We start from the raw sequence: 22,674 nt of genomic DNA on the forward strand, positions 1-22,674 counted from the left end.
TGGGGAGTCCGGAGGGCGGGAGCCTTCCCAGGCCGGACGCGGCCGGGTCAGTTCACCAGTTTGCGGACCAGCCTGGCGCCCTGCGGAAGGGAAAGCCCGGGCAAGTAGGCGCGCGTCAATGCCCTGCCGATCGCAGGCAGATACAAGGCGTCCTGGTAATACAGGTAAAGTGCGCGATACTCCGGTTTGAAACGCGACTTAAATGCGGCCAGGGAACGGAACCCGTAGACCGGTTCCAGCGCGTGCCCCACGAGGTCCAGGATCCGGACAAGGTTGTCCGCCCGGTGTCCATTGGAGCCAGCATCCGGCGCGGCACCGGATGGTTGTTCGGGAAGGCTGGCCAGCGGCGACCCCGACAGCGAGATTACTTCCACCGAAGAGCGCAGTTCAAGCACTGCGGAAGCTATCAGGAACTCCATCACGCCGGGGAATCCTTCAGCGCCCCTGCGCATCACATCAAGTGTCCTGCTGACCAGCACGCCGTCCTCGTAAACCGGTAGCCAGCTGGTCACCCCGTGGACTGTACCGTTGCCGTCCACTGCCAGGCAGCACGACACCTCCGGGTCATCGAGCTCATCGATGCCGCCAAGGGTGAAGCCCATCTCGGGAACGGTTTTGCCGGCGGCCCATTCTTCGGAAACTTCGATCAGCCTGGCCCGCAGCGCCGGCGGCAGCGTCTGGTACGTGCCCCATACAGCCTGTACACCCAGCTTGGCGGCCCTGTTCAGGGCTGTTCTGACGTTCTGCCATTCCTTGCCCTTGAATTCGAGTTCGCGGATGGCCAGACGGGTCTCCTGCGCAACAGCCACCCGGGAGAATCCGCGTTCCTGCAGCATGGGCCACAACGAATCGTCGCAGGAATAGAGGGCGGGTATGAGGGCCTCGCGGCTGCAATAGTCAAGGAAGCCTTCGGTCACCTGCCCCTGGGCCGCCGTCGGTCCGAAGGCCCCGCCCAGCGTCAGTGCCACACTTCCGTGCCGCTGGTATGCCACGCCGCCGCGGCCGTCGGGGCTGAACCAGTATGTGTTGGGTTCCCACAACGCCATCCAGGACAGCGGTCCGCCTCCCCGGTGAAGCAGGTTGCGTGCCCGGATCCGGTCCTGCCTCCCGGAGTCGTTGCCATGGTGGCCACTGAGTAAGGCCCACCAGACGGCAACCAGGGCGGTTACCCAGAACACCGGGCCGGAATAGGCGAAAAGGACAGCTTCCAGGGTGTTCCGGTCGGCAAAAACACGGTGGTAGTGCTGCGGGATGGGAACCGGAACATACTGCCGGGCGAGCTCCGCGAATAAGCCCAGAAGGCCGCCGTCGCGCATTAATCCACCGGCCCAGAACCACGCGATTGCATATGCACCGGCGAGGACAAGCCATGATCCGGCCACGATCACTGCGAGAGTCCTGCGCGCCGAAGGCCTGGTCTGGACACGGAACTGCCGCCGGTTCAACCACAGGAGTACGGCCAGTAACAGGGGTACGAAAACCAACGGCAGGACATGGGCGAAGGCCGAGCCCATGGCCGGAGCGGAAGTGCTTTGCGGCCTGGACGGAATGAGGGCAAACAGCGCAAGGTAGACCGCGGCGAGGGCGGTGACCGCGAGTTGGATGACGATCGCGATATTCAATGCGAGGCGCCTGCCGCGGCGGATGCCATCCGCGCAGATCAGGAGCAGGACCACCGGGACCACAGCAAGCGCCAACCCGAAGGGGCCGGCAAATCCTGCCCTGCCCGCTTCGAGGCACGATGATTCAACAGTGGCGCCGCAGTTGAAGGCCAACTGGCCCAGTGTCGGCATGGGATTGAGCACCACATCGCGCAGCAGCGCCAGGGGCCCTGTGGGCGCCCTGGCAATTCCCGTAAGGATAGGTCCAACGGCAAAAACGGCAACAGTCAGGGCTAAGAGGTTTCGCGCCTCGCGGCCGGTGGAGCGGTGCCGGTGAAGCTGGCCGTGGTCGCCCTGGATCCACCATCCGGCCAGCAGGCCCAGGACGGCGCCTATGAGGCCGATCACGGTTTCTGCGTGGCCGATATAAAGCACCTGCAGCAGTGAAATAGAGAGCACACCGGTCCGCAGCCGCCGCTGCCACAGGACCGGCAGTTTTCCGGTGGCGGCCAGTACTGCCGCCAGGACTGCCGGGTAGGGTCCGATGAGGATGTCGTCGGCCATCCGGTCAAGCCAGCCGTCACCAACGTAGACCGCCAGTTGCGTAATGAGCAGGAAGACCGTGACGGCACCGAACTGGCCGCCAAAAAAGAACGCGGCGGCCGTGCGGCTGCCCAGTTTGCGTTCGGCGAGACCGAGCAGCAGGAGGATCATGAGCGACGCGGCTACATACGCCAGCGGGTTGGTGGCGAAAAAGAGGCTGGTAAACAGGGACCACCAGTTTCCCGCCCGCAACCCCGGTCCGCTCACTCCCGCTGTGTCGAGCAGGTGCTCCGGGGGCCCGGCGAGGAAACTGCCGGTGATGGCGCCGGTGACGAGGAATACTGCCAGCACCGCCACGGAAAAAGGCATCAGCTTGAGGGCAGCGATGCCCCGATCCAGCGCCGGACGGACCACAGTCGCCCACGCAAGGGACGCGGTACGCACCTGGTTGCCTGTTGTCATTGTCCCAGCCCCCAGCGGCCGGCAAGGAACTGCAGCGCATCGGCTATGCGCTTGGACGACGTATCCCAGGAATGGCCGGTATGTTCCACCTCGTATGCGCGGACGTCGAACCCCGCGTCCCGGGCGGCGGCGGCCAGCGTACGGAGATAGCCCACAAATTCAGTGTCGTTCTGCCCGGCGGTCAAGTACAGGGCGCTGGAGTCGAAGCGGCTCTCTTTCATGATGGCGAGCGGCGTCTGTCGGTCAAACTCCTCCGGGCGGCCGGGGAAGGCTGCCTCGATGGTCTTTTGCCGTTCCTTCGCAATGGCGGGTTCGGCTTCGCCCGAAAAAGAAAGGACGGAAGGGTACAGATCGGGGTGCCGGGTGCCCATTTGCAGGGCACAGGTGCCCCCGAAGGAGAAACCGCCAATGGCCCACTGATGGTGGTTGGTGTCCACGAAGAGGGTGGAACTGATCCAGTCAGGAACATCACGGGAAAGATAGGTGTCAGCCTGGGCGATCCGGCTGTCCATGCACATGGTGTTGGCGGTCTGGGATCCGTTGGGGTCAGGGATCACCACCACCGGCGCCAGGCCTCCGTGGGCCGCGGCGAAGGAGTCCATATGTCCGTCCAGGGCGCCTCCGGTCAGCCAGTCGGGCGGCCCGCCCGGCTGGCCCGCCACCAGGACCAGTACCGGGAGGGCCGGCCGGTTCCGGGCGAAGTAGGCCGGCGGCAGGTAGATGTACGCGTCGCGGGCTGCCACACCGGACGCGGTGCCGGGGATGGCAGCCTTGCGCAGGACTCCCCCGGCCGGAAGGTCACCCTGCGGTGCCCACCCCAGGAGAGGGACGCCGTCGTCCGCTCCCTGCTGCCGCATCAGCGAAGGTTCCAGCGTGGGGATCCGCGCCACGGCGGTGCCCAGCAGATCGCTCACAGTACGGTTCAGCCCAAAGTAGGCGTTGACCTGCACGGACGACAGCGCTGCCACAAGGAGTACTGCCGCCAGGCCGGCGGCGCGCCGTCCCCAGCTGCTTCGCGGCAGCCGGAGCAGGAGGAGAATAAGGGCCGCCACACCGGGAACCACCCACAGCAGGACGGCGTCCGGGATGTTTTCCGGGAACACGGAGAAGATGTTGATGAGCGCCCAGTGGACCGTTGCCACCAGCGCGAAGGCTGCGGCGGTGGCAGCAACGATTTGAAGGAACCAGCGCCGGCGGCGGGTGGGTGAAGGCGGCACCAAAAGGTACAGGGCGCCCGCAAGGCCCAGGACCAGGGAGGCCCAGTACACCGGGCCGTCGGTCAGGCGTACGTCAAGAATCCAGTCCACGTGGGCTAGCGCCAGGTGCCTATGCCGATGACCGGCCCGGCTTCCAGCCAGGACGACAGTCCGGCATAGGCGTCGAACTTCATGGCCAGGCGGAGGTCCTGCCCCTCGTACCGCAGTTCGACGATCACGACGTCGGGCTGGACCTTTACTGCCTCGGCCTCCGTGGGCTTGCGGCGGCCCAGCAGCTCCAGCGAGTGGCGCTTGAATTTGTGCTTGGGCCGGACACTCAAGGAGAGCAGCCGGAACCACTCGAGGTCGTTGTCCTGATAACGACAAACCCCCATTTGCCAGCTGTTTCCAGCCATGCAAATGGAGGCGTCCACCGTGCCGAGGGCACGCCGCAGGTTGAAGCGGCGCACCCCCGAAAGGCACAGTGCAAAGATCAGCAATCCAAAAGTGATTGCTATGGCGATGAACGGAAGACTTGGTGCGCCCATCAAGGTGGTGCTAGCGGATCCCAGCGGTAGCCGAGCCGCCCAGGTGGGCGTTGTCAGCAACAATAACCACGCGGTCGTTGTCCACGGAGAAGAACCCGCCGTCAACATCTACGGCGATACGGTCCCCGGACACCGGCTGGATAGCCAGTTCACCCTCGGCCAGGATCGCCAGCAGGGGCGAGTGGCCGGGCAGGATTCCGATTTCACCATCGCTGGTGCGGGCCTTGACCATCTTGGCCGCTCCGGACCACACGAAGTGGTCCGCTGCGACAATCTCAACCTCAAGCTCAGCCATATTACTTGGTCTGTTCCTGGATCTTGGCCCACTGGCGCTCAACGTCATCGAGGCCACCGACGTTGAAGAACGCCTGCTCCGCGATGTGGTCCAGCTCGCCGTCGCAGATGGCGGAGAAGCCTTCAACGGTGTCCTTGATGGAAACCGTGGAGCCCTCGACGCCGGTGAACTGCTTGGCCGTGTAGGTGTTCTGCGAGAGGAACTGCTGGATGCGGCGTGCACGCGACACGACGATCTTGTCCTCTTCGGAGAGCTCGTCAACACCAAGGATGGCGATGATGTCCTGGAGTTCCTTGTTCTTCTGCAGGATCTGCTTCACACGGACAGCCGTGTTGTAGTGGTCCTTGCCGATGTACTGGGGATCCAGAATGCGGGAGGTGGACGTCAGCGGGTCAACAGCCGGGTACAGACCACGGGAGGCGATTTCACGGGAAAGTTCCGTGGTCGCGTCGAGGTGTGCGAAGGTGGTTGCCGGAGCCGGGTCCGTGTAGTCATCTGCGGGAACGTAGATGGCCTGCATCGAGGTGATGGAGTGGCCCTTGGTGGACGTAATGCGCTCCTGCAGGAGGCCCATCTCGTCCGCCAGGTTGGGCTGGTAGCCCACGGCCGAAGGCATGCGGCCGAGGAGGGTGGAAACCTCGGAGCCTGCCTGGGTGAAGCGGAAAATGTTGTCGATGAAGAGCAGCACGTCCTGGTTCTGCACATCGCGGAAGTACTCCGCCATGGTCAGTGCGGACAGGGCCACGCGCAGACGCGTTCCCGGCGGCTCGTCCATCTGGCCGAACACAAGGGCGGTGTCCTTGAGGACGCCTGCCTCTTCCATTTCAACCCAGAGGTCGTTACCTTCGCGGGTACGCTCACCCACGCCGGCGAATACCGAGGTACCACCGAAGTTGCGGGCAACACGGGTGATCATTTCCTGGATCAGAACGGTCTTGCCCACGCCGGCGCCGCCGAACAGGCCGATCTTTCCACCCTTGATGTACGGGGTGAGGAGGTCGATGACCTTGATGCCGGTTTCCAGCATCTCGGTGGAGCCTTCGAGCGAAGCGAAGCTCGGCGCCTTGCGGTGGATGGGCCAGCGTTCGCTGATCTGCAGTTCCGACTCTTCGACGTCCAGGGGCTGGCCCAGGACGTTGAAGATGTGGCCTTTGACGCCGTCGCCGACAGGCACGGAGATGGGGGCACCGCTGTCCACTACTGACGTGCCGCGGACGAGTCCGTCGGTGGCCTGCAGGGAGATGGCGCGGACGAGGTTGTCACCCAGGTGCTGGGAGGTCTCAAACGTGATGGTCTTGGTCTCACCGTTGAGAGTGATCTCGGTGGTGAGTGCGTTGTAGATGGACGGGATTGCGTCAGCCGGGAATTCGACGTCGACAACCGGGCCGATTACGCGCGCAATGCGGCCGGTGGCACCGGACGTTGCGGCTACGTGTTCGGTAGCAGTGGCAGTCATCTCTCTCACTTCACTCAGTAGATGGCGTGGGTTTAAGTTTATCTGTGGTGTTGCAGGTCCAGCGGAACCGGGCGCTGCAGGCTAGGACGCGAGGGCGTCGGCGCCGGCAACAATCTCGGAAAGCTCCTGCGTAATTTCAGCCTGGCGGGCCGTGTTGCGCAGACGCGTGTACTTCTTGATGAGGTCCGTGGCGTTGTCGCCGGCAGACTTCATGGCCCGCTGGCGTGCAGCGAGCTCGGAAGCCGCTGCCTGCAGCATGGCTGCGAAGATACGCGACTCGATGTAGCGCGGCAGCAGGGCGTCAAGAACCTGCTCGGTTTCCGGCTCGAACTCGTACAGCGGCAACAGGTCCGACTCAGAGGCAGCCTGCTCTTCCACTACTTCCAGCGGAAGCAGGCGGATGACCGTGGGCTCCTGGGTCACCATGGACTTGAAGCGGGTGTACACCACGTGGATCTCGTCCACGCCGCCCTCTTCGTAGTCGGTGGCGAATTCCGTGAGCAGCGCCTCGCCGATTTCACGGGCGGTGGCGAACTCCGGTGCGTCGGTGCCTCCGGTCCAGACCCGTGCATATTCACGGTTCCGGAACTCGAAGTAGGCCTGCGCCTTGCGTCCGACGAGGTACGTCTTGACTTCCTTGCCTTCAGCGTGGAGCAGCTCGTTGAGACCTTCCGCCTGCTTGAGCACGCTTGCCGAGTAGGATCCGGCCAAACCGCGGTCCGAGGTGATTACCAGGACGGCGGCACGGCGGATCTGCTCCGGCTCAGTGGTCAGCGGGTGGTCGATTTCGCTTTGGCTGGCGACAGCAGAAACGGCGCGCGTGATCGCGTTCGCGTAAGGCAGTGAAGCTGCTACGCGCGCACGGGCCTTGCCGATGCGCGAGGTAGCGATCAGTTCCATCGCCTTGAAGATCTTGCGCATCGACGTGGTCGAGCTGATCTTCTGGCGGTAGACCCGGATCTGGGCTCCCATACTTATCCTTTCCTAACATTCCGTAAACCGGGTGTGCCGGACCTTGGCGGCCCGGCACACCCGGTCAGTGGAACTAGCGCTTCTGCTTGACGATCTTTTCCTGGTCGACTTCGCCCTCGGAGATAGCATCATGCTCCTCGTGGCCGGCGCCTACCAGGTGGTTGTCGCCCTCACCGAAAAAGCCCTTCTTGAAGTCCACGATGGCGGACTTCAGAGCTGCGACGGTGTCATCGTCCAGCACGTTGGTCTGCGCCAGCGTGGTGAGGATCGAGGACTTGTGGGCGAGGTGCTCCAGGAACTCGGACTCGAAGCGGCTGATGTCCTCAACCGGCACGTCGTCGAGGTAGCCGTTGGTGCCTGCCCAGATGGACACAACCTGGTTCTCCACCGGGAACGGCGAGTACTGGCCCTGCTTGAGCAGTTCCATCAGGCGTGCACCGCGGGTGAGCTGCTGGCGTGAAGCGGCGTCCAGGTCCGAGGCGAACATGGCGAATGCCTGCATGTCCCGGTACTGGGCGAGGTCCAGCTTCAACGTGCCGGAAACCTTCTTCATGGACTTCACCTGTGCGGCACCGCCCACGCGGGACACCGACACACCAACGTCAACAGCAGGACGCTGGTTGGCGTTGAAGAGGTCCGACTGCAGGAAGATCTGCCCGTCGGTGATGGAGATCACGTTGGTGGGGATGTAGGCCGAAACGTCGTTTGCCTTCGTTTCGATCAGCGGCAGGCCGGTCATGGACCCTGCGCCCAGCTCGTCGGAGAGCTTTGCACAACGCTCCAGCAGGCGGGAGTGCAGGTAGAAGACGTCGCCCGGGTAGGCTTCGCGTCCCGGCGGGCGGCGGAGCAGCAGCGACACTGCACGGTATGCCTCAGCCTGCTTGGACAGGTCATCAAACACGATGAGGACGTGCTTGCCGCCGTACATCCAGTGCTGGCCGATCGCCGAGCCGGCGTACGGTGCCAGGTACTTAAAGCCTGCGGGGTCAGATGCGGGAGACGCCACGATGGTGGTGTACTCCAGCGCGCCGTTGTCCTCGAGGGTCTGGCGGATGGCGGCAATGGTTGACGCCTTCTGGCCGATCGCGACGTAGATGCAGCGGACCTGCTTCGTAACATCGCCCGAAGCCCAGTTGGCCTTCTGGTTGATGATGGTGTCGATCGCGATCGCGGATTTGCCGGTCTGGCGGTCACCAATGATGAGCTGGCGCTGGCCGCGGCCGATCGGAATCATGGCGTCGATGGCCTTGAGTCCGGTCTGCATCGGTTCGTGCACCGACTTGCGCTGGGTCACGCCGGGAGCCTGGAGCTCCAGTGCGCGGGTGGTCTCAGCCTTGATCTCGCCGAGGTCATCGATGGGCACACCCAGCGGGTCAACAACACGGCCGAGGAAGGCGTCGCCGACGGGGACAGACAGAACCTGTCCCGTCCGGTGGACTTCCTGGCCTTCTTCGATGCCGGTGAAGTCGCCGAGGATAATAACGCCGATTTCGCGGACGTCCAGGTTCTGGGCAAGGCCCAGGGTGCCGTCCTCGAAGCGCAGCAGCTCGTTCGCCATGACCGAGGGAAGGCCCTCAACACGGGCGATGCCGTCACTAGCGGTGGTTACGCGGCCGACCTCTACGCGCTCTGCGTTTCCGGGTTCGTAGGACGCCGCGAACTCGTTCAGCGCATTACGGACGTCGTCGGCGTTGATGGTCAATTCGGCCATCTGCAGTCCCTGCTCTCCTGTTTTGTGATCATCGTTGTCCACGATGACCGGGGTTTCTATCAGTTGTGTTGTGCTTGTCCGGCTAGCCGGCCAGCTGGCGTTGCAGCTCGCTCAGGCGGCTGATGACCGAAGCGTCGAGCACTTCGTCGCCGACCTGGACGCGTACGCCGCCAATAAGTGACGGATCAACGTTGATGTTGATCTTCAATTCCCGCCCGTACAGTGCATTCAGGCCCGCCTGGAGGCGATCCAGCTGCGTCTGCGTCAGGGGACGGGTCACGCTGACCGTTGCAATCCAGCGCTGCTGCCGCTTGGCTGCCAGCTCGGCAAACCGTTCCACCAGGCGCGTTGGCTTGATGCCGCGGGGCTGGGTAACTGCCTGGATGATGAGGACCTTTGCTTCCTCACTGGCACCGGGCACCAGCTTCTCGGCCAGCTTCGCCTTGGCTGCAGCGCTTGCCTGTGGTTCGGACAGAGCACGTTGTACCTCGTGGCTGGAGGCAACAGCCTGGTTGAAGGAGAACAGCTCGTTCTCCAGCTCTTCCAGGCCAGTGATTCCGGAGGCAGAAACGGCCGACTTGTTTTCAGCAACGGAAATGACCACCGTTGCGGCAAGAGTCTCGAGTGCATCGCCGATATCCCGGGCATTGGCCCAGCGTAAGCTGGCCACTTCGCCTGCGATCTCTGCAGCATCAGCGGAGACTTTTCCGCCAACCAGCCGCCTGACCAGCGCCGCCTTTTCGTCACCGTTACGGGACGGGTCAGTCAGGGCGCGGCGCAAGCCGGCCGAGCTGTCCACTATTGCCAGAATTCCGAAGAGTTCCTTTGCCAGCTGCAGCGACGCCGTCGGAAGCTTTGCTTCCAGCGAGGCCAGGGCTGTTGCCAGCGATTCGCTCGATACGCCTGCCATTACTTAGCTGCACCTGCGCTCTGGGTCTCCAGATCTGCAAGGAAGCGGTCCACAACCCGTGCTGCACGCTCGTCGTCGGTCAGCGCTTCGCCGACGATGCGGCCGGCGAGGGTGGTGGCCAGGGTGCCGACCTCCGCACGCAGGGACACAACGGCCGCCTGACGTTCGGATTCAATCTGGGCGTGGGCCTGGGCCGTGATGCGGGCAGACTCTGCAGCTGCCTTTTCCTTGAGATCCGCGAGGATCTGGGCACCTTCGGCGCGGGCTTCTTCCCGGATGCGGTTGGCTTCGGCGCGGGCGTCGGTCAGCTGCTGCTTGTACTCTTCGAGTGCAGCAGACGCCTCAGCCTGGGCCTTTTCAGCCTTTGCGATGCCGCCTTCAATGGCTTCGGCACGCTCGGCGAAGGTCTTTTCGAACATCGGGACAACGAACTTGACCACGATGAAAAAGAGGATGGCAAAGCCTACGAAGACAACGCCCATTTCCCAGATGTTGGGCATCAGGGGGTTGACTTCACCCTCAGTGGCGGCTGAGATGATCAGCTGATTCATATTTCACCCGTCCTTATCTACTCGGTTCTGTTAGTTCGCTTCGTTCTAAGGACTAGAGAACGAAGGCGAAGACCAGGCCGAGGATGGCGAGGGCTTCGGTCAGCGCAAGGCCGAGGAATGCGATCGGCTGCAGGACACGCTGTGCTTCCGGCTGGCGGGCGACGCCGTTGATGTAGGCAGCGAATACGAGACCAACACCGATACCACCGCCGATTGCGGACAGACCGTAACCTACGAGGTTGAGATTGCCTTCCATTTTTCTTCCTTTCAAGATGCCACCCATGTGGCAGGTTGTTTGGGTTGCTTCATCCCCGCGAGGGGAAGCTTAGGGGTGCCTAGTGGCTGTCGGCGTGAAGTGCGCCTTCAATGTAGATCGCTGTCAGCAGGGTAAATACGTAGGCCTGCAGGACCATGATCAGGGCTTCAAGCATGTACATGGCGATGGCACCGGCCAGGACCAGGACGGAGGTTCCCTTGAGCAGGACGTTCTCCTGCATGATGAGGAACTCGATGCCGTAGCCGGCGATCATCACAATGAGGTGTCCTGCGAGCATGGTCGCGAACAGACGGAGGCTGTGCGTGACGGGCCGGACCAGGAAGTTGGAGATGATCTCGATCGGGATAACGATCGGGAGGATGAACCAGGGAACACCGGAGGGCACAGTGGCCAGCTTGAAGTAACGGAGTCCGTTCTTCTTCACGCCGATGGCGATCCAGGTGAAGTAGACAATGCCCGCCAGGACGTAGGCGCCGCCAACGTGCGAGAACGTGGGGAGCTGGAAGAACGGGATGGCGCCGTAAATGTTGTTCACCAGGATGAAGAAGAACAGGCTGAACAGCAGCGGGACGTACTTGATGAAGTCCCTGCCGCCGATGATGTCCTTGGCGATTCCGTTGCGGACGAAGCCGTAGGCGGCTTCACCCGCGAACTGGAGCTTGCCGGGTACAAGCTGCTGCTTGCGTGCGGCGAGCACGAAGAAGACGGCGATAAAGACGACAGAGAGGAGGACCAGCAGCATCTGCTTGGAGAATCCTTCTGCAGCACCCCACGGCAGGATTGCCGGCAAATGCATTTCGTTAATACCAGGAGGAGTGAACTCTCCTGAATCTTGGGCCGGGAGCGCAAGCGCGATCAACGCGTTTCCTCTCTGCAGTGTCCATCATTGGGCGTTGGGCGGGGACCGGCAGCCGCAAGGCCTGCAGTTCCCCCTGTGAAATTATTTGGCATTAGTGTCGCCGTCCTGGGACGGCCCGCTGGCAGCATGGCGCTCCCCAGCATTTTTTCGAGAACTGGTCAGGCCATGCATGTGGGAAAGGTAAAAACCTCCGACGGCTCCAAGCAGAGCGCCTGCGAGCACGATCCAGCGCGTTCCCCACACGTAATCCAGTCCCCACCCTATCAAACTCCAGACGATGATTCCGCCAATGATGTAGCTGAATACGGCCATGCCGGCGTTGTATCCGCCACTGGATCCGTCGCTCGAGACACCGGGGGCAGAACCGTTCGATCCGCTGTTGCCGTTCGAGCCTTCCTTGGGCTTTTGGGAATCACGCATCGGGGGTTTCCTTGGTTTCTGGATCGTTGTAGATCTGCAGCCGGGCTTTGCTGAAACCATGGATCTCAGCAGCCTGCCACAGGACAACGGCGGTGACTGCGCCGGCGACGAACCAACGGCCGTGCAGCCACGCTGGAGTACCGACCACAAAGAGGACCGCGGCGAAGCCAACCACTTTGACAAAGTAGGTGGCCACAAACATACCGATGGCCCCGGAAGGATTGTTGCGGCCCATGACGTGGCCCACCAGGAGGCTGATGCCGAAGAACAGCATCACCAGCAGGCCGCCGGCTGTGCTGGACAGCGCCCCGGCGGGGCCTTCGAGGACAGCAGCGGCAAGTGTGCAGACTGCGAGTCCGGCCGCGGCCGCCACCGAACTCCGCTTCAGGAGGTTCAGCCACAGGGAGGGGGTGGGACCGGATGCGCCAACGATTCCGTTGCCGGACTCAGGTCCGGACTCGGCGTTGGAGGTCATTCGATCCCAATCGTCGGCACCAACAGGCAGGAGGCCAATCGGCAGGTTTTGGAGGGCAGCTTTGGCTGCCCTCAAATTCTACACGAGATAGAACACTGCTACGTCACCGGCTGGCGGGTGACCTTTGACGGCCGCCGGTAACGCCGGATCAGGTCGGGGCTGGCCAGGTACAGGGCGAGCACCAGCACGCTCGAGACCACGCACAAGGCGACGACGGGAAGCGCAGCGGTGGCGGCAATGAATCCGAGGATGATGACGGCGGCGGTGCACAGCGTAACAGTGGCGGCTGACTGGAGGTGCGAGAAACCGACGTCAGTGAGCCGCTGGTAGACGTGCTCCCGGTGCGACGCGTACCACCGCTCCCCTGCCTTGATGCGGCGGAGCAGGGTGTAGCCCGTGTCAGCCGCGTAGACCAGGATCGGTGAGAGGACGTACTCGACGTAGACGCCGCCGAGGAAGCCGGCCACGGCGAGGGCTGCTATCGAGGCACCCAAGAGGTAGCTGCCGACGTCGCCCAGGAAAACGGAACCGCGCCCCAGGTTCCATGGGAGGAACCCCAGGAAGGACATGGCCAGTACCGTGCCGCCGGCAGTCAGCCACGGCTGCCCGGCCAGCATGCCGGCCACGGCGTAGGCCACGCCGGCGGTGACACCGTGCAGGCCTGAGATGCCATTGACGCCATCCATGAAGTTGGCAATGTTGACGTAGGCGGCGATTGCCAGGGCCCCCAGCGGCAGCCACCAGAACGATTGTCCCGTCAGGACGATAAGCACCGCAGAGCCGGCCGCCCCGATGCCCAGCTGGGCAGCAGCGCGTCCGCGGATGGACATGCCGCGCAGATCTTCGATCCAGCCCACGGCCGCGCAAGCGGCAATGATGCCAAGCACCACGGCGGCTACGGAGCGGTCCACCGTGACAACCCCCAACAGCAGCGCCGCGGCGTAGCCGATGGCGGTGGCCAGGGCCACGGCCACTCCCATGCCGCGGATGGTGACTTTCACGTGCGATGAACGGGCGGACGGAACATCAACCACGCCCATCCGGACCAGCCAGGGCTTCACGGCGAAGGGAAGCAGCAGGCTGGCTGCCAGCGTGATCACGGCCACGAGCGCCAGCGGCATCATGATGCCACCCGGATCTCACCGGCATCGTTGGCCTCGTCATCTGGAATGACTGTGATGGCGCCCTGTTCTGCCTCGCAGCGGGCCAGCCAGACGTTCAGGTCAAGCTTGTCCGGGTCCTGCTCCGTTGCCCGGGTGTGCGAAATCTTCGGATGCAGGGGGCGCTTGTCCAGCTCACCGGTGCCCACCAGCTCCTCGTGCAGCTTCTCCCCCGGCCGCAGGCCGGTGTAAATGATCTCCACATCCTTGCCCGACATCGCAATCATCCGCTGCGCCACATCCAGGATCCGGACCGGTTCGCCCATGTCCAGGATCAGCACGTCTCCCCCGGTGCCGATCGCACCTGCCTGGATCACCAGCTGGCAAGCCTCGGGGATGGTCATAAAGAAGCGCGTCACATCGGGGTCTGTGACCGTGACGGGACCGCCGACGCGGATCTGCTCGGTGAAAAGCGGCAGCATCGAGCCACGGCTGCCCATCACGTTGCCGAAGCGGACGGATACGTATTTCCCGGACGTCTGCCCTGCCATCCAGGCGGTCAGCTTCTCGGCGACCCGCTTGGAGTGGCCCAGGGCGGTGGTGGGGTTCGCCGCCTTGTCCGTGGAAATGTTCACAAAGTGGGAGACGCCCACGAGCTGGGCGGCGCGCAGGACGTTCAGCGTGCCGCAGACGTTCGTTTTCCACGCTTCCACCGGGTATTGCTGGAGCAGCGGCGCGTGTTTGAGTGCGGCGGCGTGGAACACCACTTCAGGGCGCCGGTCCTCGAAGATGTCCTGCAGGGCCTGGCCGTCGCGGATGTTGGCCAGTACCGTGTCGCGGCCGGCCAGCAGGCCATGGCCGGTGATGGAGATCTGGGTCTGCTGCAGGCCGGTCTCGTCGTGGTCCAGCATGATCAGTTCTGCGGGGTCGAACTGGACGATCTGCCGGCATAGTTCCGAGCCGATGGAGCCGCCGGCTCCAGTCACCAGCACACGCTTGCCCTTGATGTACCCGGCGATTTCGTCCACCTCGATGTCCACGGGGCGCCGGCCGATCAGGTCCTCCACCGCCACGTCGCGGAAATCGGAGAAACCGGCGGGTGCGCCGGTACCCAGCATGTCCCGCAGCGGAGGCAGAACCAGCACACGCACGTTCAGGCCGGCGACGGCGTCCGAGATGCGCCGGACCACGGTGGCCTCGACGTTGGCGAAGGCCAGGACCAGGACTTTGGCGCGGGTGCGGCGGATAATCGCGGGCAGGTCGTCGCCGCGGCCCTGGACCTGGACCCCGGAGAGCCGCAGATGCTTCTTGGCGGGGTCGTCGTCGACCAGGCCCACAGGGAAGTAAGGGGAATCCGGGTCCTGCAGCATTCGGGTCACCAGCGAGTTGCCGAGGAAGCCGGCGCCGTAAACCAGCGTGTTTTGCGCCCCGTCACCGGGCCGGGTCTTGCCCTCGACGTAGAGGCGTTTGGCGTAGCGGGCGGCGCACATAAAGAGGCAGGCGAAGGGGAAGGCGATGAGGCCGACGCTGCGGCCGATGTTGATCTCCGCGTAAAGCACCAGCAGGCTCGCGGTGATGGTGGCCGCCACGATGACGGTGACGAATACCAGCGCCCTGGCTTCCTGGAAGCTGCCGAACGGGTACCTTCCCCGGTACAGGGCGAGGGAATAACCGGCCAACATCTGTGCCACTACGGCGATGGCAGCGATGAGGCAGGCTCCGGGGAGCTGTTCCACCCGGATGCCCATCTCGTAGCGCAGGAGCAGTGCCAGGCCGATCGCCACCACCCAGGACATGGAGTCGAGGAAGAGCTGGATCCAGATCCAGAGGGCGGGCTTCTCGTCCCGTACTGCGGCAGGTGCGCGCGTTTCTGATTGTGTACTCAACGAAAGATGCAACCGACTTCCACTACCACGGCGGCCAGGCGCCTGATTCAAAATGCCCCGCCGCGACACTGTCGGACGGCGTCGGGGCTTAGAACGATACTAATCGCTTCGGGTTCCGCTGCCCGGAAAGGCGGGCAGCGAAGGCATGGGTTTCCAGTCCGCGTCGGCAAGGATGGTGCGTGATTCACGCCATCCCTGCCAGAGCGCACCGGTCCCTTTGAGGGTCCGCTCAACGAGGACCAGGCGGACAAGTTCCTTCAGGAAGGTCAGCGCGGTGCCGGTCGCGAAACCGGCCCGGTTGAACTTGCCGTGGGCCCGCAGGTAATGCGCCACATGCCCGCGGTTGCGCATCACGTAGCGCCGGCTGAGGTCGGAGGAATCATTGAGATGGCGCAGGCCCAGGTCCACTTGGCGCTGGGCCCGTACCTTCTTGATCACAAAGGCGTTGACGTACACCACCGGGGTTTGTTGCGCGGCAAGCCAGCCGTAGATCAGGTCGTCCCAAGTGATGAAGAAGCGTGGATCGGGCAGGCCGATGGTGCGGGCCACGGACGCGTGGATAAGCATGCCTTCGAAGTTTCCGACGTTCGTGGGGAACACTTCGGAATGCCGGAAAACATCGCGCGAGACCGGGAGGAAGATGCCCAGCGCCTCGACAAAGTGGTGCTGCCAGAAGAACGGTTTGCCGCTGGCGTCGTAGCGCCGGCCGATCAAACAGGAGTAGTCCGGCGTGAATCTCTCCAGCGCCTGCACCGCGCCGGGAAGGACCTCAACGTCGTCGTCCATGAGCCACAGCCATTCGGCTCCGGCGTCCAGCGCCAGTTCCACGCCACGGGAAAACCCGCCGGCCCCGCCAATGTTCTGCTCCAGCCGTTCGTACTGGATGGGCAGCCCGGCCGCGGCTGCTTGGGCAACAACATCCGGGGTATGGTCACCGCTCGCGTTGTCCACCACGAGGATCCGCGCCTGCGCAGTGTCCAGCCGGGCGAAGGAATCGAGCAGGTTGCGCAGGAAGTCGGCGCGGTTGTAGGTGACGACGACGGCGTACAGGTTATCCACGGCAGCCTAGCTGTTGGCGGACATCAGTTCCGCGGGCGAACCGAAGCCCTTGCCGCGGAAGCCGGTGGAGTAGGCCCTGAACCAGCGCGCGAGACCTTTGAGGTCCCCGGCCTTCAGGAAGTAGTAGGGGAAGCCCACGATGTCCGCACTGAACCACCGCAGGTTCCGGTATTTGCGGGTCAGGTAGCCGCGGTTGCGGAAATAGCAGTAACGCTTGAACTCACCCTCGGGGATGACAGGGGTGATAAATCCGCCGAACACCGGTTTCATCTCGGTCCAAGTCGCGGGGTGCTGCACCGCGACAGTGGCGAGGGTGCCGTACTTGAGGCCGGCCTTTTTTACGCGGGAGAGGAAGTCCACCTCGTCTCCGCGGATGAAGAACTTCACATCGGGAATCCCGATCCGGTAGAAAACCTCGGTCCGGATAAGTGCCCCGTTGAAGAAGTGCACCATGTCCGGAAGGTAGCCCATCGGCGCCAGCCGGGACCGGTCGTTGGTCAGCAGTCCGTTGATGCGGAAATTGAAGGACAGCCGGTTGGGGTCGGCCGTGGCGGCTACCAGCGGGCTGATGATGTCCAGCTGGTGCTCCTCGGCGGTGCGGAGCAGCTCGGCCAGGCAGCTGGCGTCTTCGGGGTGCCCGTCGTCGTCCATCATCCAGATCCACTCGGCGCCGCTGGCCATGGCCGCCAGGATGGCGTAAGCGAAGCCGCCCGCGCCGCCGAGGTTGGCTTCGGAGCGCAGGTAGTTGATGTTCTGCGCTCCCCCGGCGTTGACGACGTCGGCAGCAGGGGCAGTGCCCGAGTCCACCAGGGCAATCGAATGGATCGGCGCGGTCTGCGCGGCCAGGCCCTTCAGGAGCAGCGCCAGCTCTTCGTGGCGGTCAAAGGTTACGGCCGCAACGGCTACTTTGGGCTGCATGTCAGTTTCCCGCCTTGTTGTCGGTGGCGCTGACAGCACTGCTGCCGCCGGTGGTCCGGGCTTCGGCCGCGGGGGCAACGGGTGTTTCGACAGGGACCTCCGCAGGGACCTCTGCACCCTTCGGCGCGGCAGAGGTCTCCGATGCGTCAGAAGTCCCGGGTGCGTCAGCCGCTTCCGGTTCTCCGGCAGCCATAGGGATCTCGCCGAGGCCCAGGACACCCGGCACGTGTTCCCGCAGCTGTTCGAGGCTGACTGCGCCGTTGCGGACAACGCGCAGGAGCGGGCCGGTGGCGTCCACGATGGTGGACGGAACGGCGGTCTCGCCTTCCACCGGCCGGAAGCCGCCCTCGAGGTAGACCTCAACGGACTCTGCCAGCTGCTCGCGTGCGGCGGCAGCGGTCTGTCCCGGAGCGTGGCCGGTGCGGTTGGCAGAGGAAACGGCAAGCGGGCCGGTCAGCGTCAGGAGCTCAAGGGCAACATCGTCAGCAGGCATGCGCAGCGCCACGGTCCCCTTGGTCTCGCCGAGGTCCCAGTCCAGCGACGGCTGGGCGTGCAGGATCAGGGTCAGCCCGCCGGGCCAGAATGCCTCGGCAAGCTTGCGGGCATCGGCCGAGACGTCGGTGGCCAGCCCGTCCAGTGCGTTGATGCGCGGAATCAGCACGGGCGGCGGCATGGTGCGGCTGCGCCCTTTTGAGACGAGCAGCATGGTGACGGCCTGCGGCGAGAAAGCGTCGGCGCCGATGCCATAGACCGTGTCCGTGGGAAGTACAACGCACTTCTTTTCGCTGATGGCGCGCTGGGCATGTTCCAGGCCCCGCGCCCGCTCGTCATCGCTGGTGCAGTCATAGGTTGTGGTCACTGGCCCATTCTTTCATTCCGTATGGTCTGGTCCGCGAGCACGGCGCTGGTGGCGCGCTCCTTGCCGTTGAGGTCGGTGTGCGTGGTGATGCTGCGCCAGAATCCTGACCGGCCCAGCATCGCCGCGATCCACCCAGCCTGCACTTCTGCGTGTTCCATCACGAAGTAGCCGCCGGGTACCAGCAGCCGGGCAGCCGAGGCGGCAGCCGCCGTCGGAAGTTCCATGCCGTCCGCTCCCCCGCCGTAGAGGGCTTCAGGCGGGTCGTGCAGGGCTACTTCGGGCTCGTTGGGGACGGCTTCCGCCGGGATGTACGGCGGGTTGGAAACTACGACGTCGAAGGTCCCGTTCAGCTCCTGCAGTGCGTTCCGCAGGTCCCCCAGGATGAGGTGGACGCCCAGGGGGGCGAGGTTTTTGGCTGCCCAGGCGTGGGCGAAGGCGCTGAATTCCACCGCGTGGACTTCGGCACCGGGCACTTCATGGGCAATGGAACCGGCGATGGCGCCGGACCCCGTTCCGAGGTCGACGATCCGCGGATGCGCCATGTCCTTGACGTGGTCGATGACCAGCTGAACCACGGATTCAGTCTCGGGCCGGGGAATGAACACGCCGGGCCCCACGGCGAGTTCGAGGTAGCGGAAGTACGCCACGCCGGTGATGTGCTGCAGTGGAATCCTGCTGGCGCGCTCGGCCACGAGCGCGCCGTAGCCTTCCGGCGCCGGCGTGTCACCGAGCATCATGGCGCGAAGCCGGCCCAGCCCCACGTTCAGCAGGTGGTCAGCGAGCAGTTCCGCGTCCACCCGCGGGCTGGGGACACCGGCATCCCGGAGGATGGCTGTGGCCTCGCTGACGGCGTCAGCGAGCGACTGGCCTGGCCCGAATGTCATGTCCTGAATGTCGTGTCCTGGTACCGGGGACGGACTAGTCGCCGATGGCGTCCAGGCGGGCCTGTTCGTCCATCTCGATGGCGGACTGGATGACCGGCTCAAGGTCGCCGTTCATCACCTGGTCCAGGTTGTACGCCTTGTAGCCGGTGCGGTGGTCCGCAATGCGGTTTTCCGGGTAGTTGTAGGTGCGGATGCGCTCCGACCGGTCCATGGTGCGGATCTGCGACTTGCGCTGGGCCGAGTTTTCGGCGTCGATCTGCTCCTGCTGGTGGGCCAGGATACGGGCGCGCAGGACGCGCATTCCGGCTTCGCGGTTCTGCAGCTGTGATTTTTCGTTCTGCATGGCCACCACGATGCCCGTGGGAAGGTGGGTGATCCGCACCGCGGAGTCGGTGGTGTTCACGGACTGGCCGCCGGGGCCGGACGAACGGTAGACGTCGATCTTGAGGTCGTTCTGGTTGATCTCGAGCTCTTCGGGCTCGTCCACTTCGGGCAGGACCAGCACACCGGCCGCCGAGGTGTGGATGCGGCCCTGCGATTCGGTGACGGGCACCCGCTGCACGCGGTGGACGCCGCCCTCGAACTTCAGCCGGGCGTACACACCTTCGGCGGGATCGTTGGAGCTGCCCTTTACGGCCACCTGGACGTCCTTGTAGCCGCCAAGGTCCGACTCGGTAGCGGAAATGATTTCAGTCTTCCAGCCCCGGGATTCCGCGTACCGGGTGTACATGCGAAGGAGGTCACCGGCGAAGAGGGCAGCCTCGTCGCCACCTTCACCGCCCTTGACCTCAAGGATCACGTTGCGGGCGTCGTCCGGATCGCGGGGAATGAGCAGGCGGCGCAGTTTCGCCGCGGCAACCTCAAGCGCCTCCTCCAACTCAGGAACCTCGGCAGCGAACTCAGGATCCTCGGCAGCCATTTCCTTGGCAGCAGCAAGGTCATCCTGGATGGATTCCCACTTGTGGTAGGCCTCGACAATGCCGTTGAGCTGAGCCGACCGCCGCCCCAGCTTCCGGGCAAGCCGCTGGTCAGCATAAACAGCAGGATCCCCCAGCTGCGCCTGGATAGCATCATGCTCATCAAGCAGGCCCTGTACGGACTCAAACATTTTTCAAAACCTCTTTCGTTCTGTGCCTAGTTTAGTCAGGCACAGGAATCCCATCCCAAAGCGTGGCGGGCACCCGGTGAGCTGGCGCCGGCCGCGCGGGTTTTCCGCCCCGGGAGTGGCATCGGGCCTGCCGGAGCGTGGCGGCTCACGTCCGTCAGGACTGAGCCGCCACGCGAAGGGGCGGGGGCGGAAAATCCGCGCGGCCCCAAGCCGCGGGACTTACCGCACCCCGCCCCTTTACTCAGCTACTTGTCGTTATCCGACTTCGCACCAAGCGTCGTCTTCTGGACCTGCATCAGGAACTCAACGTTGCTCTGCGTTTCCCGGATCTTGTTGGTGAGCAGTTCAAGGCTCTGCTGCGTTTCGAGTCCGGAAAGGACGCGGCGCAGCTTCCACATGATCTTGACTTCTTCGGGCGAGAGCAGGTTTTCCTCGCGGCGGGTGCCGGACGCGTTGACGTCCACAGCCGGGAAGATGCGCTTGTCTGCCAGCTGGCGGGACAGGCGGAGCTCCATGTTACCGGTGCCCTTGAACTCTTCGAAGATGACCTCGTCCATTTTGGAACCGGTCTCCACGAGGGCGGTGGCCAGGATTGTGAGTGAGCCGCCGTTTTCGATGTTGCGGGCTGCACCGAAGAACCGCTTGGGCGGGTACAGTGCGGCAGAGTCCACACCACCGGACAGGATGCGGCCGGAGGCCGGTGCTGCCAGGTTGTAGGCGCGGCCCAGGCGGGTCATGGAGTCCAGCAGGACAACCACGTCCATACCCATTTCCACGAGGCGCTTGGCGCGTTCGATGGAGAGTTCGGCCACTGTGGTGTGGTCATCGGCGGGACGGTCGAAGGTTGAGGCAATGACCTCACCCTTGACCGTGCGCTGCATGTCCGTGACTTCTTCGGGACGTTCGTCAACCAGCACCATCATGAGGTGGACCTCAGGGTTGTTGGTGGTGATCGCGTTGGCAATGGACTGCAGGATGAGCGTCTTGCCGGCCTTGGGCGGGGAGACGATCAAACCGCGCTGGCCCTTGCCGATGGGGGCGACGAGGTCGATGACGCGGGGGCCGATCTTTTTGGGATCCGTTTCCAGGCGCAGGCGCTCTGACGGGTAGAGCGGAACCAGCTTGGCGAATTCGACGCGGTCCTTGAGCTCTTCGGTCGTCTTGCCGTTGACCGAGGTCACGCGGACCAGGGCGTTGAACTTCTGGCGGGCTGACTGCTGGCTGCGGTCTTCGCCGTCGCGGGGTGCGCGGATGGCGCCAACTACGGCGTCACCCTTGCGGAGGTTGTACTTCTTGACCTGTGCCAGGGAGACGTAGACGTCGTTGGGGCCGGGCAGGTAGCCGGAGGTGCGGATGAACGCGTAGTTCTCCAGGACGTCCAGGATACCTGCGACGGGCAGCAGGACGTCGTCCTCGGTGACTTCGACGTCGTCGACGTCGGGTCCCTGGGCGCGTCCGCGGCGGCGGTCGTTCCGGTCGCGGAAGCGGTCGTTGCGTGAGCTGTTGTCCCGGTCCTGGCCGCCGGAGCGGTCATTGCGGTCGTTCCGGTCGCGGCGGTTGCGGCGGTTGCGGCGGTTGCCGCCGTCTGCGTCGTCGCCGTCGCGGGAGTCGCGGTTGTCGTCGCGGCGGGCGCCTTCGCGCTGGCCTGCCTCGCGGCTGCCGGCGTTGTCCCGGCCGCTCTCGGCGCCATCACGGGTGTCGCGGCCACGGCCGCGGCCACCTTCGCGGCGGTCGGTGCGCTGCCCGGCTTCTTCGGTTTCAGTGCGCGTCTCGGCCGCACGCTCAGCGGTGCGCGGCTCGGCGGTGCGCTCAGTGTTGCGCTGCTCTGTGTCGGCCTGCTCTGCCGGCGCTTCAACGGCATCGGCCGCCTGCGGTGCTGTTGCGGCTGCTTCGCCGCGGCGGCGGTTGCGGGTACGGGGCTGACGGCGCTCGGCGGCACCTTCAGTTGTTTCGGGAGCTTCCGCGGCGGCGGGAGCCTCAACCGGAGCGGCAGGAACTTCGGCGGCGGTTTCGGCAGCTGCCGGTGCCACAACTCCGTCGCTCACGGCGCGGCGGCTGCGGCCACGGCCCCGGGCACGGGTGCCTTCGGCGGGTGCTTCCGCAGTTTCGGCCGGCGCGGAGGCTGCGGGAGCAGCAGCAGCGGGGGCTGCGGCTGCCGGCGCTGCAACGCTTTCGGTGCGCTTTTCGGCTGACTTGGCCGGAGCCTTGGTCATGGGAGTGCCGGCGCGGTGGGCGGAGATGGCCGCAACCAGGTCCCCCTTGCGCATCCGGGAACCGCCGGAGATACCGAGCTGGCTGGCGAGTGCCTGCAGCTGGGCGAGCTTCAGGCCGGCAAGGCCGCTGCTCTTGGCGGGTGCTGCCGAATCGGCAGCAGAAGATGATAGTTCCACAGCTGGCGACAGCTCAGTGGTTTCGGTCACGAAGGATCCTTCCCCCTCGACGGCGTCCAGACGAGGAGCTGGGCGCGATGATTTGATCTGGGCTGCAGTTCAGATCTGCAGCCGGGATTGTTCGGCCTTGCCGGTTGGATATCGGCCAGCAGGGCCGGATACTGATTCACGCTGCGCTCCGCCCAAGGTGGAAC

General features: G+C 64.4%; 21 protein-coding genes. All 21 read right to left on the reverse strand.

Going from position 1 to position 22,674, the window contains the following annotated elements; translation table 11 throughout:
* Positions 1-47: 47 nt before the first annotated feature.
* Entirely contained in the window at positions 48-2,606 is a 2,559-nt protein-coding gene (locus BACI348_RS13130; protein WP_159826444.1) for a bifunctional lysylphosphatidylglycerol flippase/synthetase MprF, read from the reverse strand.
* Positions 2,603-3,913, reverse strand: coding sequence for an alpha/beta hydrolase (locus BACI348_RS13135; protein WP_159826446.1), 1,311 nt, complete (start codon positions 3,911-3,913; stop codon positions 2,603-2,605). The genes BACI348_RS13130 and BACI348_RS13135 overlap by 4 nt, the downstream gene beginning before the upstream one ends.
* Before the next feature lie 5 nt (positions 3,914-3,918).
* Positions 3,919-4,350, reverse strand: a complete 432-nt coding sequence (locus tag BACI348_RS13140; RefSeq protein WP_159826448.1) for a DUF2550 domain-containing protein — start codon at positions 4,348-4,350, stop codon at positions 3,919-3,921.
* 10 nt (positions 4,351-4,360) lie between these two features.
* Positions 4,361-4,645 (reverse strand): F0F1 ATP synthase subunit epsilon, encoded by a 285-nt coding sequence (locus BACI348_RS13145; protein ID WP_079597677.1) that lies wholly within the window; start codon positions 4,643-4,645, stop codon positions 4,361-4,363.
* 1 nt (position 4,646) lies between these two features.
* Positions 4,647-6,101, reverse strand: a complete 1,455-nt coding sequence (gene atpD, locus BACI348_RS13150) for a F0F1 ATP synthase subunit beta (RefSeq protein ID WP_159826450.1) — start codon at positions 6,099-6,101, stop codon at positions 4,647-4,649.
* A gap of 81 nt (positions 6,102-6,182) precedes the next feature.
* The gene (locus BACI348_RS13155; RefSeq protein WP_159826452.1) at positions 6,183-7,073 is read right to left on the reverse strand and encodes a F0F1 ATP synthase subunit gamma; all 891 of its coding nucleotides are present in this window, start codon (positions 7,071-7,073) and stop codon (positions 6,183-6,185) included.
* A gap of 73 nt (positions 7,074-7,146) precedes the next feature.
* Positions 7,147-8,784, reverse strand: a complete 1,638-nt coding sequence (gene atpA, locus BACI348_RS13160) for a F0F1 ATP synthase subunit alpha (RefSeq protein WP_159830091.1) — start codon at positions 8,782-8,784, stop codon at positions 7,147-7,149.
* 82 nt (positions 8,785-8,866) lie between these two features.
* Positions 8,867-9,694, reverse strand: a complete 828-nt coding sequence (locus tag BACI348_RS13165; protein WP_159826454.1) for a F0F1 ATP synthase subunit delta — start codon at positions 9,692-9,694, stop codon at positions 8,867-8,869.
* Positions 9,694-10,245 (reverse strand): F0F1 ATP synthase subunit B, encoded by a 552-nt coding sequence (locus BACI348_RS13170; protein WP_159826456.1) that lies wholly within the window; start codon positions 10,243-10,245, stop codon positions 9,694-9,696. Before BACI348_RS13170 ends, BACI348_RS13165 begins: the two co-directional genes overlap by 1 nt.
* A 52-nt stretch (positions 10,246-10,297) precedes the next feature.
* A complete protein-coding gene (atpE, locus tag BACI348_RS13175) occupies positions 10,298-10,501 on the reverse strand; it encodes an ATP synthase F0 subunit C (protein ID WP_009356484.1) in 204 nt (67 codons plus the stop codon).
* A 79-nt stretch (positions 10,502-10,580) separates the two neighbouring features.
* Positions 10,581-11,381: a F0F1 ATP synthase subunit A gene (atpB, locus tag BACI348_RS13180; RefSeq protein WP_091415702.1), complete on the reverse strand. Its 801-nt coding sequence runs from the start codon at positions 11,379-11,381 to the stop codon at positions 10,581-10,583.
* Positions 11,382-11,462: 81 nt separating this feature from the next.
* Positions 11,463-11,801 (reverse strand): AtpZ/AtpI family protein, encoded by a 339-nt coding sequence (locus tag BACI348_RS13185; RefSeq protein ID WP_159826458.1) that lies wholly within the window; start codon positions 11,799-11,801, stop codon positions 11,463-11,465.
* Positions 11,794-12,276: a hypothetical protein gene (locus BACI348_RS13190; RefSeq protein ID WP_159826460.1), complete on the reverse strand. Its 483-nt coding sequence runs from the start codon at positions 12,274-12,276 to the stop codon at positions 11,794-11,796. The genes BACI348_RS13185 and BACI348_RS13190 overlap by 8 nt, the downstream gene beginning before the upstream one ends.
* A gap of 98 nt (positions 12,277-12,374) precedes the next feature.
* Positions 12,375-13,400, reverse strand: coding sequence for an MraY family glycosyltransferase (locus BACI348_RS13195; protein WP_159826462.1), 1,026 nt, complete (start codon positions 13,398-13,400; stop codon positions 12,375-12,377).
* Positions 13,397-15,262 (reverse strand): polysaccharide biosynthesis protein, encoded by a 1,866-nt coding sequence (locus BACI348_RS13200; RefSeq protein ID WP_159826464.1) that lies wholly within the window; start codon positions 15,260-15,262, stop codon positions 13,397-13,399. The genes BACI348_RS13195 and BACI348_RS13200 overlap by 4 nt, the downstream gene beginning before the upstream one ends.
* A gap of 99 nt (positions 15,263-15,361) precedes the next feature.
* Complete coding sequence (locus BACI348_RS13205) at positions 15,362-16,321, reverse strand: glycosyltransferase (protein WP_159826466.1); 960 nt, start codon at positions 16,319-16,321, stop codon at positions 15,362-15,364.
* Between the two features lie 6 nt (positions 16,322-16,327).
* Positions 16,328-17,239, reverse strand: a complete 912-nt coding sequence (locus tag BACI348_RS13210; protein ID WP_159826468.1) for a glycosyltransferase — start codon at positions 17,237-17,239, stop codon at positions 16,328-16,330.
* 1 nt (position 17,240) lies between these two features.
* On the reverse strand, positions 17,241-18,098 hold the full coding sequence (locus BACI348_RS13215; protein ID WP_159826470.1) for an L-threonylcarbamoyladenylate synthase: 858 nt from the start codon (positions 18,096-18,098) through the stop codon (positions 17,241-17,243).
* Entirely contained in the window at positions 18,095-18,982 is an 888-nt protein-coding gene (prmC, locus tag BACI348_RS13220) for a peptide chain release factor N(5)-glutamine methyltransferase (RefSeq protein WP_159826472.1), read from the reverse strand. Before prmC ends, BACI348_RS13215 begins: the two co-directional genes overlap by 4 nt.
* A gap of 34 nt (positions 18,983-19,016) precedes the next feature.
* Positions 19,017-20,090 carry a peptide chain release factor 1 gene (gene prfA, locus BACI348_RS13225; protein WP_159826474.1) on the reverse strand — a complete coding sequence of 358 codons (1,074 nt, stop codon included), beginning with the start codon at positions 20,088-20,090 and terminating at the stop codon, positions 19,017-19,019.
* 245 nt (positions 20,091-20,335) lie between these two features.
* Complete coding sequence (gene rho / locus BACI348_RS13230; RefSeq protein ID WP_159826476.1) at positions 20,336-22,510, reverse strand: transcription termination factor Rho; 2,175 nt, start codon at positions 22,508-22,510, stop codon at positions 20,336-20,338.
* Positions 22,511-22,674 lie beyond the last annotated feature (164 nt).

The organism is Arthrobacter sp. 9AX (assembly GCF_902506095.1).
GTDB lineage: Bacteria > Actinomycetota > Actinomycetes > Actinomycetales > Micrococcaceae > Arthrobacter.